Annotated in this window: 15 protein-coding genes and 1 tRNA gene; 6 read left to right on the top strand and 10 right to left on the bottom strand. The window is 70.0% G+C overall.

Features of this window, described 5'->3' with window-relative positions; all coding sequences use genetic code 11:
- Positions 1-198: 198 nt before the first annotated feature.
- Both HG542_RS11150 and HG542_RS11155 read left to right on the top strand, forming a co-directional pair.
- The gene (locus HG542_RS11150) at positions 199-1,557 is read left to right on the top strand and encodes a cation:proton antiporter (protein ID WP_171080171.1); all 1,359 of its coding nucleotides are present in this window, start codon (positions 199-201) and stop codon (positions 1,555-1,557) included.
- Complete coding sequence (locus HG542_RS11155) at positions 1,554-2,273, top strand: response regulator transcription factor (protein ID WP_171080173.1); 720 nt, start codon at positions 1,554-1,556, stop codon at positions 2,271-2,273. The genes HG542_RS11150 and HG542_RS11155 overlap by 4 nt, the downstream gene beginning before the upstream one ends.
- Here the strand turns inward: HG542_RS11155 and HG542_RS11160 are convergent.
- The 3 genes from HG542_RS11160 to HG542_RS11170 form a co-directional block, all read right to left on the bottom strand.
- Entirely contained in the window at positions 2,255-2,833 is a 579-nt protein-coding gene (locus HG542_RS11160; RefSeq protein WP_171080175.1) for a helix-turn-helix domain-containing protein, read from the bottom strand. The genes HG542_RS11155 and HG542_RS11160 overlap by 19 nt on opposite strands.
- A gap of 218 nt (positions 2,834-3,051) precedes the next feature.
- A complete protein-coding gene (locus tag HG542_RS11165; protein ID WP_229922689.1) occupies positions 3,052-4,929 on the bottom strand; it encodes a fluorothreonine transaldolase in 1,878 nt (625 codons plus the stop codon).
- 105 nt (positions 4,930-5,034) lie between these two features.
- Positions 5,035-5,934 (bottom strand): adenosyl-fluoride synthase, encoded by a 900-nt coding sequence (locus tag HG542_RS11170; RefSeq protein ID WP_227726947.1) that lies wholly within the window; start codon positions 5,932-5,934, stop codon positions 5,035-5,037.
- A 202-nt stretch (positions 5,935-6,136) separates the two neighbouring features.
- Here HG542_RS11170 and mtnP point away from each other — a divergent pair, with 202 nt between their 5' ends.
- From mtnP to HG542_RS11185, 3 genes are all read left to right on the top strand, one after another.
- Complete coding sequence (gene mtnP, locus HG542_RS11175; protein WP_171080176.1) at positions 6,137-7,033, top strand: S-methyl-5'-thioadenosine phosphorylase; 897 nt, start codon at positions 6,137-6,139, stop codon at positions 7,031-7,033.
- Between the two features lie 187 nt (positions 7,034-7,220).
- Complete coding sequence (locus HG542_RS11180) at positions 7,221-7,700, top strand: YbaK/EbsC family protein (RefSeq protein ID WP_171080299.1); 480 nt, start codon at positions 7,221-7,223, stop codon at positions 7,698-7,700.
- A 131-nt stretch (positions 7,701-7,831) separates the two neighbouring features.
- Positions 7,832-8,833, top strand: coding sequence for a DMT family transporter (locus HG542_RS11185; protein WP_171080178.1), 1,002 nt, complete (start codon positions 7,832-7,834; stop codon positions 8,831-8,833).
- Between the two features lie 9 nt (positions 8,834-8,842).
- Here the strand turns inward: HG542_RS11185 and HG542_RS11190 are convergent, their stop codons facing one another.
- Together HG542_RS11190 and HG542_RS11195 are read right to left on the bottom strand one after the other, a co-directional pair.
- Positions 8,843-9,184: a DUF190 domain-containing protein gene (locus HG542_RS11190; protein WP_171080179.1), complete on the bottom strand. Its 342-nt coding sequence runs from the start codon at positions 9,182-9,184 to the stop codon at positions 8,843-8,845.
- Between the two features lie 41 nt (positions 9,185-9,225).
- Positions 9,226-9,308, bottom strand: a tRNA-Leu gene (locus HG542_RS11195).
- 90 nt (positions 9,309-9,398) lie between these two features.
- Here HG542_RS11195 and HG542_RS11200 point away from each other — a divergent pair.
- Positions 9,399-10,049: an ANTAR domain-containing response regulator gene (locus HG542_RS11200; protein WP_171080180.1), complete on the top strand. Its 651-nt coding sequence runs from the start codon at positions 9,399-9,401 to the stop codon at positions 10,047-10,049.
- A 30-nt stretch (positions 10,050-10,079) separates the two neighbouring features.
- On the opposite strand, the gene HG542_RS11205 is transcribed toward HG542_RS11200, so the two are convergent.
- The 5 genes from HG542_RS11205 to HG542_RS11225 form a co-directional block, all read right to left on the bottom strand.
- A complete protein-coding gene (locus HG542_RS11205; protein ID WP_171080182.1) occupies positions 10,080-10,799 on the bottom strand; it encodes an ABC transporter ATP-binding protein in 720 nt (239 codons plus the stop codon).
- Entirely contained in the window at positions 10,796-11,653 is an 858-nt protein-coding gene (locus HG542_RS11210) for an ABC transporter ATP-binding protein (RefSeq protein ID WP_171080184.1), read from the bottom strand. The genes HG542_RS11205 and HG542_RS11210 overlap by 4 nt, the downstream gene beginning before the upstream one ends.
- Positions 11,650-13,434: a branched-chain amino acid ABC transporter permease gene (locus tag HG542_RS11215; RefSeq protein WP_171080300.1), complete on the bottom strand. Its 1,785-nt coding sequence runs from the start codon at positions 13,432-13,434 to the stop codon at positions 11,650-11,652. The genes HG542_RS11210 and HG542_RS11215 overlap by 4 nt, the downstream gene beginning before the upstream one ends.
- Before the next feature lie 5 nt (positions 13,435-13,439).
- Entirely contained in the window at positions 13,440-14,366 is a 927-nt protein-coding gene (locus HG542_RS11220) for a branched-chain amino acid ABC transporter permease (protein ID WP_171080186.1), read from the bottom strand.
- 71 nt (positions 14,367-14,437) lie between these two features.
- The gene (locus tag HG542_RS11225) at positions 14,438-15,676 is read right to left on the bottom strand and encodes a branched-chain amino acid ABC transporter substrate-binding protein (protein WP_171080188.1); all 1,239 of its coding nucleotides are present in this window, start codon (positions 15,674-15,676) and stop codon (positions 14,438-14,440) included.
- Positions 15,677-15,811: the final 135 nt, after the last annotated feature.

A 15,811-nucleotide genomic window follows, 5' to 3' on the forward strand; every position in this document is an offset into this window, starting at 1 on the left:
GATCATCCCCCTGACTGCCGAATTCCCGGCTCCCCCGGGAGGTGGAGTTCCCCGCCCTTTCCGTCTTCCGAATGAGCCCGCAAGGTTGAGGGGCGGAGAGCGGTGGTTGAACTCCGTTGGCTGCATGGACGGTTGCCCGTCGGCAGGGGTATCAAGGAATTCGGTGTCCGGCGGGCCGTCGCGGGGGTGGGTGTACGAATGTCGCTGAATGTCGGCCAAGTTGCACAGGTGCTGATTGCGCTGATCCTGCTGGTGATCGTCGCGCACAGCACCGCGTACGCATTCAAGGCGCTGAAACAGCCGCCGGTCATCGGCGAGATTGTCGGCGGGCTGCTGCTGGGACCCACGGTGCTCGGGTACTTCTCTCCGGGGCTCCAGGAACACCTCGTCCCGTCCAAGGGCCCGGCTGCCTCGGCCCTGGGGGTGGTCTACGAACTGGGGCTGCTGCTCCTCGTCTATCTGACCGGTACGGAGCTGCACGGCCGGGCCACCCGAGAGGAGCGCCGGACGATCACGTTCGTGGCCCTTTCCGGCCTGCTGGTGCCGTTCACCGTCGGGCTCGCGGTCGCCCAGGGCTTCGGCGTCGGGAAACTGTCCGGACCGCATGGGTCCCGCACCACGCTGGTGCTGGTGTTCGGGCTCGCCATCGCCCTCACCAGCATCCCGGTGATCTCCCGGATCATGCTGGATCTGGGCATGCTGCGAACGCGGTTCGCGCGCATCATCCTGACCGTGGCCGTGATGGAGGACGTCGTCCTGTACGTCGTGCTCGCCCTCGTGATGGGAATAGCAGGTGCTTCGTCCGGTGACACCTACGGAATCGGCACCCTGCTGAAAGGAGAATCGCTCGGCTGGCAGGCGTGCTACTTCAGCGTGGCGCCGGTCGTGTTTCTCGTGGTCCTCGTCCGCTACGGCCGGCGGCTCTTCGCGGCCCTCGCCGGACTGCGCTGGAACCTGCTGGCGCAGCGCAGTCCCACGGCTTTCCTGATGATTTTCGTGTTCGCGCTCTGCCTGGCCTGCAGCGGTCTCGGGATCGATCCGATATTCGGTGCCCTCACGGCCGGGATGTGCGAGGCGGGTGCGGCCCGCGGCGACCAGGCGCGGGAGACACTCCGCACCATCTCGCTCGCCTTCTTCGTCCCCGTGTATTTCGCGATCGTCGGGCTGAAGCTGGACCTGGTCCACCATTTCGACGTCATGTTTTTCGTGTGGTTCCTCGCCCTCGCCTGCGTGGTCAAGTTCACCAGCGTCTGGATCGGCGCCCGGCTGGCCGGACAGGACCGCACCGCGTCGACCGACATCGCCGCGGCGATGAACGCCCGCGGCGGGCCCGGCATCGTGCTCGCCACCACCACCTTCGGTGCCGGCATCATCAGCGAGGGCTTCTTCAGCTCGCTCGTGGTCCTGTCCATCGTCACCTCCCAGATGGCCGGGGTCTGGCTCGCCCGGGCGATGGACCGCGGAGGACCCCTGCTGGACCGGTATCCCGACGGGCCCGCGCGTCCGGCCGGGGCGGGCGCCAGAAGCGACGAATGTCAGGAGGCAGCGAGCGCATGACACGGCGCCAGGAGTGCGGAACCGCGGCAGCATTCGTGAAGACGGCGGACGTCGGCATCGCCATCGTGGACGAGAACGTCATCTTCCGTGCGGGGCTCGTGCACTTCCTGTCCGCGGAGGACGCGTTCAGCGTGGTGATGCAGGCGGCGACGGTGCAGGAGGCCGTCGCCGCCGTCGGGGCGCTGCAGCCGGAGGTGGTGCTCGTGGGCACCGACCGTGTGACGGCCGACGTCCCCGGGGACCTGGCGGCACTGCGCGCGGCGGCGCCACTGGCGCGTGTCGTCGTCCTCCTGGCCCAGGAGGACCCCCTCGCCGTCAAACGCCTGCTCGCGGCCGGCGTCCAGGCGGCCATCCCGCGGCAGGCGTCCCCGCAGGAACTTGCAGGAACGATTCGCGGCATCGTCCACGGCGCCGACCGCATCGTGCTGTCGGTGGCCCGGAGCACCCTGGCCTGCCTGCGGGGGCAGGGCGAGCCCCAACTGACGGCGCGGGAACGGGAGATCGTCGCCCTCGTCGCCCGGGGGATGCGCAATTCCCAGATCGCCCGCCACCTGGTCATCACCGAGGGCACGGTCAAGCGCCATCTCTCCAACGCCTACGCGAAGCTGGACGCCTCCTGCCGCACCGAGGCCGTTCGCAAGGCGGTCGAACGCGGCATGATCCCGCCGGTGATGTCCGTCATGGCCCCGCCCGAGGGCTACGAGGCCGCCGGATAGGTCATGACGAGCACGGCGTCCACGCCGGGGCGCAGGGCCTCGTAGAAGTGCTCGACATCGGCCGAGAACGTCACGAAGTCCCCCTCGGCCAGCTCCACCGGGGCCTCCACCGGCCCGACCCGGAGCGCTCCGCGCAGCACGACGATGCGCTCGACAGTCCCCTTGGCGTGGGCCGGGCTGTCGATGCGCCGGCCGGCCTCGGCGATGCGGACCCGCCAGATCTCGCTGAGCCCGCCCGCGCCGATCCGCTCCAGCAGTTCCTGCTTGCTCTTCTCGGGGGCGGCGGTGCCCCGTTGGAGCACCGGCGTCTGCGGCACCACGTCGACCAGGAGGTCGCCGAGGGGCAGGCGCAGGGCGACGGCGATGGCCGAGATCGTCTCGATCGTCGGGTTGCCCCGCCCGGATTCGATGCCGGACAGGGTTGCCCGGCTGACGCCGGACAGGCGCGACAGTTCCGCGAGTGACAGGTCGCGAAAGGCCCGCAGTCGGCGCACTTGTGCGCCGACTGTTGCTCCTACGCCTCGTGCCGTGTCCGTCGTCGTCGTGTGCTGACCGCCCATGCCGCAGAGCGTACGGGTTGCAGCGCCCCGTCAGGGGCGCGGGGAACTGCGCGAGCAACCACGACGCGCCTGCGGTCGAGGTTCCCCCAGCTACCGCTGGGGGTGCCCCCAGGGCTGCGCCCCGGACCCGTGGGGTGGCGCGTCCACCTGCGGGCCGGTGGGGGCTGGTCGCGCAGTTCCCCGCGCCCCTGACGGGGCGCGAACCGGGGCGCGCCCCGTCACCGGCGGCGTACCGCCCGGCGGGACAGCCGCTCCACCAGGTCCCGGCACTCCTCGTACCCGGCGGCCCAGAAGACGAGGCCGTGCCGGCGGACGTACATCACCTGGCTCGTGGCGGCCCCCTCCGTGACGGCCTCGGCCAGTGCGACGCTTCCGTATTCCTGCGGGGGCAGGACCAGGATGTTCCCTTCCTCCTCCAGTTCCCGGTCGATGATGCAGTGGTTGTGCACGATGTACGCGGCGCCGGTCTTCTCGCGCAGCAGATGGTGCATATAGGCCTCGGCGGACGGCGGGCCGTCCCCCCTGCACCGGAGCGTCCAGCCGTCCCGGCCGGTGATCTCCGTGAAGTCCTCCGGCGCGAGGTCCTTGATGTAGACGCCGCTGGCCGTGACGAAGTGCCGGTTCTCCGCGTCCGCGCAGCTGATGTTGCCCGCCGAGTCGATCTGGTGCGGGAAGCCGCCGGCCAGGACGCCGAGGGCACGGGCCTGTTCGAAGAGGGTGCGGGGCGGGCGGGCCGCGGTCGGGGCGAGCTGCACACCGATCCAGCGCGGCCGGCCGGCGGGTGCCGCCGCGGGGGCGGGGGACAGCGTGACGGACTCCCGGCCGGGGGCGGCGGCGTCCGTGCCGGTGTAGAGGATCTCCCGGTACCGCCCCACGAGTTCGACGACCTTCGGGCGGATGCGCTCCGGCTCCTCCGTGCCCAGGATCAGGGGCGCCAGCAGATCGGCGACCTCGGTGAGGGCGGCCCGGTCCAGCCCCCTCCGGGTCACCTCCTGCACGCCGAACCGCAGGGTGTCCCGGTGGTTGAAGGCGACGACCCGGTTGGCCGAGATGTTCGCCCGCACCAGCCGGTCGAGCACCGCCGGTCCGCTGCCCACCGAGCGCGTGTCGACGAAGAACATGTGGTTGGCCGTGAAGCCGCGCTCCGCCGCCAGGACCGGCACGCCGCGCGCGTACAACTCCTCGGCCAGGAAACGGGCGTTGGCGACGACCCGTGCCGCGTAGGCGCGCCCGTCGTACCACATCTCGTGCAGGGCGACGAAGAGCGCGATGGTGGGGGCGGTGTGCTGGCTGCTCACCATGCCGGACGAGAGCGTGTAGCCGACGTTCTCCATCAGGGTGCGGTCGGTGCCGAGGATGATGCCCTTCTGCGGGCCGAACAGTGTCTTGTGGGTGTTGGCCTGGAGGATGTCGGCGCCCTCGCCCAGCGGGTCCTGGAACTGGCCGCCCGCGATCAGCCCGAGGGTGTGGGACGCGTCGAACACCAGGGGGGCGTCGCCCGCGATCTCCTTGAGGTCCGCCAGGGGGAAGGGGAAGAGGTAGTTCATCGCGTCGACGTAGAGCAGGGAGGGGCGCTCCCGCTCGACGGCCTCGCGCGTCCGGTCGAGGTCGATCGACATGTTCTCGTCGTAGACGTAGGTGCAGCTGCGCCGGCCGAACGACCGGCAGATCAGTTCCGTCAGGAAATGGCCGCCGTCCTTGGTGGCCACACGCATGACCGTGTCCCCCGGCTCCGAGAGCGCGGCGAAGGTCGTCTGCATGGCGTGCAGCCCGGAGAGGCAGCGGAATTCGGCGTACGCGCTGCCGAAGAGCCGGCGGCACACCTCGGTGGCCGACTGCTCGATCGTGCTGATCCGGTCGAGACCGCGCAGCAGGAGGTTGTTCAGGCGCGCCGGGGACGACTCCCGCATGTCCAGGTGCTCCAGGAGGTACCGCTCGGAGAGCGGGCTCGACAGCACCTGCTGGGCCAGCGGCGACAACACGGTCTCGTTCGCGGTCAGATGGAGGACGTCCGACTGCTCCTTCTCCTCGGCCGCCACGAGTTCGCGGATGGCCTGCATCGACAACGGCGTGCCGGTGACGCCTTCGGGTGGCACGGCTGGCTCCCTTCCGTCAACGGGCCCTTCGTGAAGGGCGGAAAGCGGCGCCGGGCCGGCCGCCGACCGGGTGCGGATCGGCGGCCGGCCCGGCGCACCGGCCGGTCAGCGCGTTTCCACGCGGACCTTCAGGCCGGCCTTCAGGTTGTAGGGGTAGGCGAGGCTGGCGGCGTTGCGGGCCAGGGAGAGGTACCCGCGGCTGTTGAGGTAGAAGGCGATGTTGCCGATGGCACCGGCGTCGGCGAAGGTCGGGGTGAGGGGGGCCTCGAACGGCAGGACGTCGTCGAGGATGATCCTCAGGTGCTTCCCGTGGCCGATGCCGGCCTTCTCCAGGTCCACGCGGTGGATGTTGGTCCAGATGTTGCCGAAGGGGTGGTCGATCGCGGTGACGACACCGCTGAGCGTGTCGCCGGAGATCTCGACCGCGGGCCGGTGGAAGCGGACGATCTCGCTGTCGTCGAGCCGGCGGCCGACCTCCGCCAGCGGGAAGCCGGCGGCGAGGTGGGCGGAGGGGATGGCCACCATCTCGCGGCTGTAGAAGGTCGGTTCGGGGTTCGCGGGGATGACCTTGGTGGACGTGACCTCGTACGCCTCGATGTATCCGTGCTCCTCGAGCACGGTGGTCAGCAGGCCGTTGTTGGGCGCGATGTAGATGTACGAGCCGTCGGCCCGCTCGAAGCCGTCGCCGGAGCCGGCCCACTGACCGCGGGCGCCGCCCTTGGCGGCCTGCCGGATCCGCACGGCCACGGAGCGGGTCGTGGTGCCGGTCGCGGGATAGGTGGTGGTGGCGAACACCGTCCCCTCGGGGAAGAAGCGCGGGAGGTCGACGATGTAGCGCGCACCCTCCTCGACGTCCCACGGGGTCATGGAGTGGCAGACGTCCACCACCGTGACGCCGGGGCAGATGCTGTGCATGAGGCCCTTGCACTGGGCCACCGAGTCGTCCGTGGTGCCGAGGTCGCTCATGAAGGCGATGATGGGGCGCTGAGAGCCGTTTGCAGCCACGCGAACTCCTTCTGCCTGTGATCACCCGGATTGCTGTGTCAACGAAGCTAGGCAGGATGCGCAGCGATCTGAAGGGAACGGAGGTTCCGTATCTCCCTGCATCCAAAGCTGTAGCGGAACCCGCCCCCCTTTGCGTCATGCAACTGCCCTGCGGACGCTGCTAGGTTGCGGGCTCACACCATGCCAGCTGGAGGGTTCTGTCATGCGAGAATCGGGCGGCGCGGCTTTCCACTCGGCCGACCTCGGCATCATCGGGGGCAGCGGGCTCTACGCCTTCGACGGCCTGCAGGACGTGACGGAAGCCGAACTCAGGACTCCCTACGGCGACCCCAGCGGGCCGCTGGTCCTGGGCACGGCCGGGAACCGCCGCATCGCATTCCTGCCGCGCCACGGGCGCGGCCACCGCATCGCCCCGTCGCAGGTTCCGGCGCGGGCCAACATCTACGCGCTGAAGTCCCTCGGCGTCCGCGAAGTGATCAGCGTCAGCGCCGTGGGCAGCCTGCGCGGCGACTTCGCCCCGGGCGACATGGTCGTCCTCGACCAGCTCTTCGACCGGACCTCGGGACTGCGGCCCGCCTCGTTCTTCGGGGACGGGATGGTCGCCCATGTGTCCATGGCGGACCCGTACTGCGGCCGGCTGCGCCCGCTCCTGGAACGGGTGGCCGCCGGCGAACACGCCACGGTCCACGGGTCCGGGACGTACTGCTGCATCGAAGGGCCCCAGTTCTCCACCCGCGCCGAGTCCGAGGTGTTCCGCTCGTGGGGGATGGACGTCATCGGCATGACGGCGCTCCCGGAGGCGAAGCTCGCCCGTGAGGCTGAACTCTGTTATGCGGGGCTCGCACTCGTGACGGATTACGACTGCTGGCACCCGGGCCACGCGTCGGTGGACGCGCAGGGGGTCGCGGAGATCATGGAGGCCAACGTGGCCGCCGCCCAGAGGGTCGTGATGCGGTTCGCCGAGACGTCCCGGCCCGCCTCCTGCGGGTGTCACCGGGCGCTGGACAAAGCCATTATGACGGACAGTCAGATCATTCGAGGGGGCCCGGAGAGCACGGTGCCCACGCTCCTGCGCGGCCGGATCGCGCCGGTGGGGTGAGCCCGCCCGTGTCCCGCCGGAGCCGCGGGCACGAGCGGTATGGTGCTCCGCAGGCCGGTCGTCACCGACGGGCCGTACCCGGCGGGAGCGTCAACTCGGCGCCCGCCCCGCCCTGTTCCCTGCGCCGCGTCCGGCGGCTGAGAGGTGTCCGGTGGAAACCACGGAGAGCACGGAAGTCACGGAGAGCATGTACGAGAAGCTGGTGGAGCTGCTCGACCGGCACGGTGCGGAGTACCGGCTGATCGACCACGAGCCGGAGGGCCGTACCGAGATCGTCAGCCCCATGCGGGGGAACGACGTCGCCGACGCCGCCAAGTGCATCGTCGTCATGGTCAAGCTGGGCAAGAAGGTCACCAAATACGTGCTGGCCGTCGTGCCCGGCGACGCGCGCGTCGACCTCAACGGCCTCAAGCAGCTGCTCGGCGGTACGTATGTGTCGTTCGCGAACACCGAGGCCGCGGAGCGCCTGGCGGGCAGTGTGGCGGGGACGATCCTGCCCTTCGCCTTCCACCCCGACCTGGAGCTGATCGTCGACCCGTCGCTGCTGGAGAAGGAGGAGATCTTCTTCAATGCCGCGCGCCTCGACCGGTCCATGGCCCTCCGCGTCAAGGACTACGTGGCCATCACGTCCCCGCGGACGGAGCGCATCGCGGCTCCGGCGGGCTGAGGCACCCGTCCGGCAGTGGCTGCCGGACGCCCTACCGCTGCCCATGGTGTTCGGTATAATCGATACTCCTGTCACTCTGCTGGACACCGTGGGGAGCGTGCTCGCCCGCCTGTCCGGGCCGGGAGAGCCGTATGCCCTTACCCGCTCCCTCCCGCGGAGCCGCGCACGAGCATCGCCGTTCACTCCTGCTGTCCGACGCCTCCGTGCTGCTGGTGGCCGTGATCTGGGGATCCAGCTACGTCGTCATGCAGGACGTGGGCGAGTCGGTCCCCGCGGCGGCCTTCCTGTCGCTGCGGTTCCTGACGGCGCTGCCCGCCATCGCCCTGATCGCCGCTCCGACGCTGCGCAGGATCACCCGGTCCGAACTGCTGTCGGGCGCCTTCTTCGGCTCGCTGCTCTTCGGGATCCTCATCCTGGAGACGGTCGGCGTGAAACACACCTCCGCGGCCAACTCCGGCTTCCTGATCACCGTTTCGGTCGTCCTCATCCCCGTGCTCGAACGGGTCATCAGCCGTCGCAGGCAGCCCGCCATGGTCTACGCGGCCACGGTCACGGCGCTGATCGGCTGCGGTCTGCTGGTGCTGCAAGGAGGGCTGCACCCGCAGGCGGGCGACCTCATCATCCTCGGGGCGGCGCTGATCCGCGCCACCCAGATCACGCTGTTCGGCCGGCGCAGCGGCGCGAGTGCCGCACAGTCGCTCTCCAACCTGACGCTCGTCGAGTTCGTCGTCGTCACCCTCCTCGCGGGTGCCGCCTCCTGCTTCACCCCGGCACCGGTCTGGCAGGCCGCCGGCGCGGTCGGCGGCCGGGACTGGCTGCTCATCGCCTACCTCGGCGTCCTCGGCACGTCGTACGCCTTCTTCATCCAGCTGCGCGCGGCCCGTACGTCGAGCTCGACGAGGGTCGGGCTGATCCTGGCCACCGAGCCGCTCTTCGCCGCGGTGTTCGCCGTCGTGACGGCCGGCGAGGGCATCGGCCTGGTGCAGGGCATCGGCGGCGGGCTCATCGTCCTCGCCGCAACGGTCGGACGGCACTTCGAGGGGCGGGTCGCGGCGGATCCGCCCGCGCAGGACGAGGAGCCGCCGCATGCGGACCACGCGGCGGCCCAGGGGCGCAGCGGGACGGCCGCGTGATCAGCCTGATCAGCCGTCCCCGGCGCCGCCGATGCGAAAGGCGTCCACCTCGTCCAGGACGACCAGGCAGCCGGACAGCAGGTGTTCGGCACCGGCCAGGAAGGAGCGGAGCCGGTCCTCGACGTCGATCATCGTGATCACGAGCGGCAGACCGTCGCTGAAGGACAGCAGCCGGTCGGTGTGCAGGGCGGACGGTCTGCCGAAGCCCTCGGTGCCCCGCGAGAGCGTCGCCCCGGCGAGCCCGCGCTGCTGCGCCCTGCGGATGATCTCGTCGTGCAGTGGCCGCCCCTGCCAGGTGTCGCCCTCCGAGAGGAAGACAGTTGCCCGGATCGCCGGACCGTTCAGACCCATCGCGCGGCTCCGGCTGCTCGACGTCTTGTCACGGCCGTGTGTGCCGGGTGCGGGATTCGAACCCGCAAGCCCTCTCGGGCAGATGTGTTTGAGACATCCGTGTATGCCATTCCACCAACCCGGCCGGGTGCAGCGCCGACAGCTTACCTTGTGGGGGTCCGCGGCGTCGCGCAGGTAGGCTCATACGGCATCACCTGTACTGACGAGGAGACCCGTGAGCGCCGCCGAGCCCCAGCCGCCCGTCGACGACGAGCCGCAGCACACCCCTCCCCACACGACCCGGGTCGTCATCGCCGAGGACGAGGCCCTCATCCGGCTCGACCTCAAGGAGATGCTCGAGGAGGAGGGCTACTCCGTCGTCGGTGAGGCGGGCGACGGCGAGGCCGCCGTGGCGCTCGCCCGCGAGCACCGGCCCGACCTGGTGATCATGGACGTGAAGATGCCCGTGCTCGACGGCATCTCCGCCGCGGAGCGGATCGCGGCGGAGTCCATCGCGCCGGTCCTCATGCTGACCGCCTTCTCGCAGCGCGACCTGGTCGAGCGGGCCCGCGACGCGGGCGCCATGGCGTACCTGGTCAAGCCGTTCAGCAAGAGCGACGTCGTCCCGGCCATCGAGATGGCCGTCTCCCGCTTCACCGAGCTCAAGGCGCTGGAGCAGGAGGTCGCCGACCTCGCCCAGCGGCTGGAGACGCGCAAGCTCGTGGACCGTGCGAAGAGCGTGCTGCAGACGCAGTACGGGCTGACGGAGCCGGCCGCGTTCCGGTGGATCCAGAAGACGTCGATGGACCGCCGCCTGTCGATGCAGCAGGTCGCCGAGGCCGTCATCCAGGACGCGGCGGAGAAGAAGGCGGCGAAGGAGCAGTAGCGGCTGCGGGTTGTCCGTGGGGTACCGCGCTCAGTCCTCTCCCAGATACGCCTTGCGGACCTTCTCGTTGTGGAGAAGTTCCGCCCCCGTGCCGGACAGCACGATCCTGCCGGTCTCCATCACGTGGCCGTGGTCGGCCAGGGACAGTGCCGCCTGGGCGTTCTGCTCGACGAGCAGGATGGTGGTGCCGCCGTCCCTGAGCCGGGCGATGGTCTCCATGATCTTCTGCATCATGATCGGGGAGAGCCCCATCGAGGGCTCGTCGAGCATGAGCAGCCTGGGCCGGGACATCAGGGCCCTGCCCATGGCGAGCATCTGCTGCTCGCCGCCGGAGAGGGTGCCGGCGGCCTGCCCGGCGCGTTCCCCGAGGATGGGGAAGAGCTCGTAGACGTGCTTGATGTCCTGGGCGATGCCGTCCTTGTCCCTCCTGAGGAACGCTCCCAGCTGGAGGTTCTCGGCGATGGTGAGGCGGGGGAAGACATGGCGGCCCTCGGGTGAGTGGGCGAGGCCGAGGGCGACGACGTCGTGGGCCGGGACGCCCGCCAGCGGCCGGCCGGCGAAGCGGATGCTGCCGCCGCGGGGGGCGAGCAGGCCGGAAAGGGTGCGCAGGGTCGTCGTCTTGCCTGCGCCGTTGGTGCCGATGAGGGTGACGATCCGGCCTTCTTCGACGGTGAAGCCGATGCCCTTGACGGCTTCGATCTTTCCGTAGGCGACGCGGAGGCCGGTCACCTCCAGGAGAGGTGCGGTCATCGTCCCTGTCCCTCCGACTCGGCCGCGGCTTCCTCCGCCGCCTCCACTTCGGCGACCTCCTCCTGCCCGGGTGCCCCTTCGAAGGGCGTGCCCAGATAGGCCGCGACGACGCGTTCGTCCCGCTGCACCGTCTCCGTCGTCCCCTCGACGAGCTTCTCGCCCTGCACGAGGACCGTGACGCGGTCGCAGAGGTTGAAGATGAAGCGCATGTCGTGCTCGATGACGAGCACGGCCGTGCCCCGGTCGCGGATGGCGAGGACGAGTTCCTCGGTGGCGCGGGTCTCCTGGGGGTTCATGCCGGCGGTGGGCTCGTCGAGCAGCAGCAGGCCCGGTTCGCCGGCGAGGGCGCGCGCGATCTCCAGTCGGCGCTGTTCGCCGTAGGGGAGGTTGCGGGCGAGGTGACCGGACTTGGCGGCGAGGCCGGTGAACGCGAGCAGTTCCGTGGCGCGTTGGGCGGAGGCGGCTTCCGCGCGGTGGAAGGCGGGGCCGCGGACGAGGGCGGAGAGGAGGCCCTCCCGGGTGCGGGTGTGGCGGCCGACGAGGACGTTTTCGAGGACGGTCATATTGGCGAAGAGGCGGATGTTCTGGAAGGTGCGGGAGATGCCGGCCTGGGCGACGAGGTGGGGCTTGGGCGGCAGGGTCCGTCCCCGGTAGGTGACGGTGCCTTCGGTGGGGGTGTAGAGGCCGGTGAGGCAGTTGAAGAGGGTGGTCTTTCCGGCACCGTTGGGGCCGATGAGACCGACGATCTGGCCGGGCCGGACGGTGAGGTCGACGGAGCGTACGGCGGTGAGCCCGCCGAAGCGCATGGTGACGCCGGTGGCGGCGAGCAGCGGGGTGCCGGTCATGGTGGTCATGCCTCCGCCTTGGCTGCGGTGTCCTCGTGGAATTCGAGCTGCTGCCGCCGGTTGGGAATGATCCCTTCGGGGCGGAAGCGCATGAGGAGGATGAGGGCGGCTCCGAAGGCCAGGAGCTGGTAGTCCTGGAGGAACTGGAGCTTGGCCGGGATGAGGTAGAGCAGGGCCGCGCCGAGGAGGGGGCCGGTGATGGTGCCCATGCCGCCGAGGATCACGGCGGCGAGGAGGAAGGCGGAGTTGGGCGGCACGGGCCCGGCGAAGACGTACTGCTCGGGCACGACGGTGTGCGCGACGTGCGCCTGCACGGTGCCGGCGAGTCCGGCGAGGGTCGCGCCCAGGGCGAAGGCGAGGAGCTTGAGGCGGAAGGCGTTGATGCCCATGGCGGTGGCGGCCGTCTCGTCCTCGCGGATGGCGATCCAGGCGCGTCCGATACGGGAGTTGCCGGCGCGGCTGAAGACGAGGACGACGATGACGGTGAACAGCAGCATCAGGAGGTAGTAGTTGGCGAAGGGACTGAGGGCGATGCCGCCGACGGAGTGTTTGTCGCCGAAGTTGTAGCCGAAGAGCTCCAGGTCGGGGATGTTGGGGATGCCGTTGGGGCCGTTGGTGACCGAGGGGCCGGACTGGCCGTCGAGGTTGCCGACGGCGAGCCGGAAGATCTCGCCGAACCCCAGGGTGACGATGGCCAGATAGTCGCCGCGCAGCCGGAGCGTGGGGGCGCCGATGACGACGCCGAAGACGAGGGAGGCGGCGGCGCCGGTGAGCACGGCCGCCCAGAACGGGAAGCGGACGTGCAGGGTGGAGGCGGTGGAGCCGGAGACGAGGGCGGCCGTGTAGGCGCCGACGCCGAGGAAGGCGACGTAGCCGAGGTCGAGGAGTCCGGCGAGGCCGACGACGACGTTGAGGCCGAGCGCGACGGTGGCGAAGATCAGGATGTTGACGATGATGAGGGTGTATTCGTCGGTGTCCTGGGTGAGGGGGAAGAGGGCGGCGGCGACGAAGGCCGCGGCGACGGTGACGTTGCGGTGCCGTGCGGTGAGCTCGGCGAGCCGCGTGGTGAGGCCGGCCTGGTGGAGCCCGGCGGCGCAGAAGCCGGTGAGGAACAGGAACCCGGTGAAGAGCTCGCCGTAGCGGGTGCCGATGCCGTAGGTGAGGACCCCGAGGGAGATGCCGAACGCGGCGGCGATGAGCAGGATTTCGGCCCAGCCGGGAAGCGGCCGTGCGGGAGGCAGGGGACGGCCGGTGCGGCCGGGGTGCAGGGTGCGCATGATGTCGCGTACGGCGGCGAGGCGCCCCCGGGCGGTGCCGGTGGCGGTCGCGCGCCGGTCGAGAGGCAGGGCGAGGGCGCCGGTGAGGGTGAGCAGGGCCGCGGCGCCGGCCACCCAGCCGCCGGGTTCGAGGTTGGCGAGGCCGCCGAGTTGCACGGCGATGGCGATGAGGGTGTACCAGGTCGCGGCGAAGGTGCCCGCCGCGGTCCAGACGGTGCCGCCGTGGCCGCCTGCGGGGTCGAGCATGCGGAGGCCCCTGATGCCCCAGGCGGCCAGGAGGTGGACGAGGGTGAGCAGGGCACCGGTCAGGGTGAGGAGTTGGAGGCCGCCGGGATAGCCGGTGACGGTGAGGTTGCCGGGGAAGGCGTCGGTCCAGGTCCAGGACAGGAACGTGGACAGGACGGTGAGCGCGGCACCGGCGGCGGTGAGGACACGGGCGGTGCCGAGGGGGAGCGGGATGACGGGAGTGGTGTCGACGGCGGTGCCGTGCTGCTGGGACTGCTGCGAGGTCATGGGTCTCACGCCCGATCCGCGACGCGTTCGCCGAGCAGGCCCTGCGGCCTGACGAGGAGGACGACGATGAGGAGGACGAAGGCCCAGACGTCCTTCCAGCCTCCGCCGCCGAGTTGGCTCATGCCGGGGATGTTCTGGATGTAGGTGATGGCGGCGGCCTCGGCGATGCCCAGGACGACGCCGCCGAGCATGGCGCCGTAGATGTTGCCGATGCCGCCGAGGACGGCGGCGGTGAAGGCCTTGAGGCCGAGGATGAACCCCATCTCGAAGTTGATCGTTCCGGTGCGCAGCCCCTGGGCGACGGCGGCGACGCCGGCGAAGGCCCCGCCGATGGCGAAGGCCACGGCGATGATGCGGTCGGTGTCGATGCCCATGAGCCGTGCGGTGCCGGGGTCCTGGGCGGTGGCCTGCATGGCGCGTCCGGTGCGGCTCCTGGCGGTGAACCAGCCGAGGGCGAGCATGCACAGGGGCGCGGCGATGAGCACGAAGAGGTCGTCGCGCTGGATGCGCAGACTGCCGGTGAGCTGGAAGGAGTCGCCGAACTGGGGGAAGGGACGGGGTTTCTTGGCGTTGGGGTAGAAGGCCCAGACGATCTGCTGGAGGGCGATGGACAGGCCGATCGCGGTGATGAGCGGCGCCAGGCGGGGCGCGTCGCGCAGCGGCCGGTAGGCGAAGCGCTCGGCGGCGACGGCGACGGAGACGGACACGAGCGCGCCCCCGATGAGCATCAGCGGCAGGGCCGCGGCGAGCGGGAGACCGGGAAGCCAGAGGTGGACGGTGAGGGCGCCGAAGGCACCCGTCATGACGATCTCGCCATGGGCGAAGTTGATGAGCTGGACGATGCCGTAGACCATGGTGTACCCGATGGCGACGAGGCCGTAGAGAGCACCGAGGGCGAGTCCGTTGACCAGTGTTTGCGGCAGTTCGTGCACCGCCGGCCTCCGAGGGAAGTGTCGGATGTGGTGCCGCGCGAGGTGTGGGCCGGGTGATGGCCCGTCGCCCATCAGTCCTTGAACGTGGCGCTCTTGAGGGACTTCCAGACACCGTCGGTGACTTGATAGACCGTCAGCTGTTTGTTGGTGTTGTCCCCGTACCGGTCGAAGGAGACGTGCCCGGTGACGCCGTCGAAGGACACCTTGGACAGGGCGTCGACGATCTTGCCGCGGGCGTCGGCGGGAAGTTTTCCGTCGTTGTCGCCGACGGCCTGCTTGACGGCCTGGACGAGCGCCCAGGCGGCGTCGTAGGCGTATCCGCCGTAGGCGGCGTACGGGTCCTTGTAGCCCGCGTCCTTGTAGTTCTTCACGAAGGCCTTGGCGGAGTCGAGCTGGTCGACGGGGTATCCGACGGAGGTGGCCAGGTCGCCGTCCTTGTTCTCGCCGGAGGCGTGGATGAATCCCGGGTCGTAGATGGCGTCGCCGCCCATGAGGGGAATGTGCGCCCCCGCCTTCTTCACCTGGCCGGAGAGCAGGCCGCCCTCGGGGAACTGGCCGCCGAAGTAGACGGAGTCGGCACCCGAGTTCTTGATCTTCTCGGCGATGCTGGAGAAGTCGGTCTCCTTGACCGTGAGATGGTCGGTGCCGGCGATCTCGCCGCCCTGTTTCCTGAATTCGTCGGCGAAGATGGTGGCTATTCCCGCGCCGTAGGCCTGTTTGTCGTCGACGACGAAGACCTTTTTCTTGTGGGCGTCCTTGAACAGGTACTGGGCGGCGAAACGGCCCTGGATGATGTCGGTGGTGGCGGTGCGGAAGTAGGTGGTGAAGGGCCGTTTCTTCTCGCCCTTGGCCCAGTTGTCGCCCTGGCTGAGTGCGGGGTTGGTGTTCGAGGGCGAGACCTGGGCGAGGCCGGCTTTCGCGAAGACGCCCTGCATGGACTGGGACACCCCGGAGTTGAGGGGTCCGACGACGCCCAGGACGCCCTGGTCGGCGACGAGTTTGGCGGCGTTCTGCTGACCGGTGCCGGGCACGGCCTGGTCGTCGAGGACTTCGGTTCTGAACGTGACGCCTTTGACTTCCTTGTTCTTGTTGGCGGTGCGGACGGCGAGGTCGACGCTGTTCTTGATGCCCTGACCCACGGGGGAGAGCGATCCGGTCATGGGGCCGTCGACGCCGATGACGACCGTGGTCTGTTTGCCGGTGTCGCTGCTTCCGGTATCGCTTTTGCCGCCGCGTGATCCGCAGGCCGTCAGGGTGAGGGAGCCGGTGGTGAGTGCGGTGATGAGGATGAGCAGGGAACGGCGTTGCACGGTGATTCCTTTCCCTCGCGCGGCGGCCTCGTACCGAGGTGCCGATTCACCGGCCGGATGCGGCAAGGAAGGGATCGTGCTGGGGTGTCGACCGCCCGGCGGGGTGTGATGGGCCGTGACTTTAGGGGGTGCCCG

This window comes from Streptomyces morookaense, from assembly GCF_013030945.1.
Taxonomy (GTDB): domain Bacteria; phylum Actinomycetota; class Actinomycetes; order Streptomycetales; family Streptomycetaceae; genus Streptomyces; species Streptomyces morookaensis.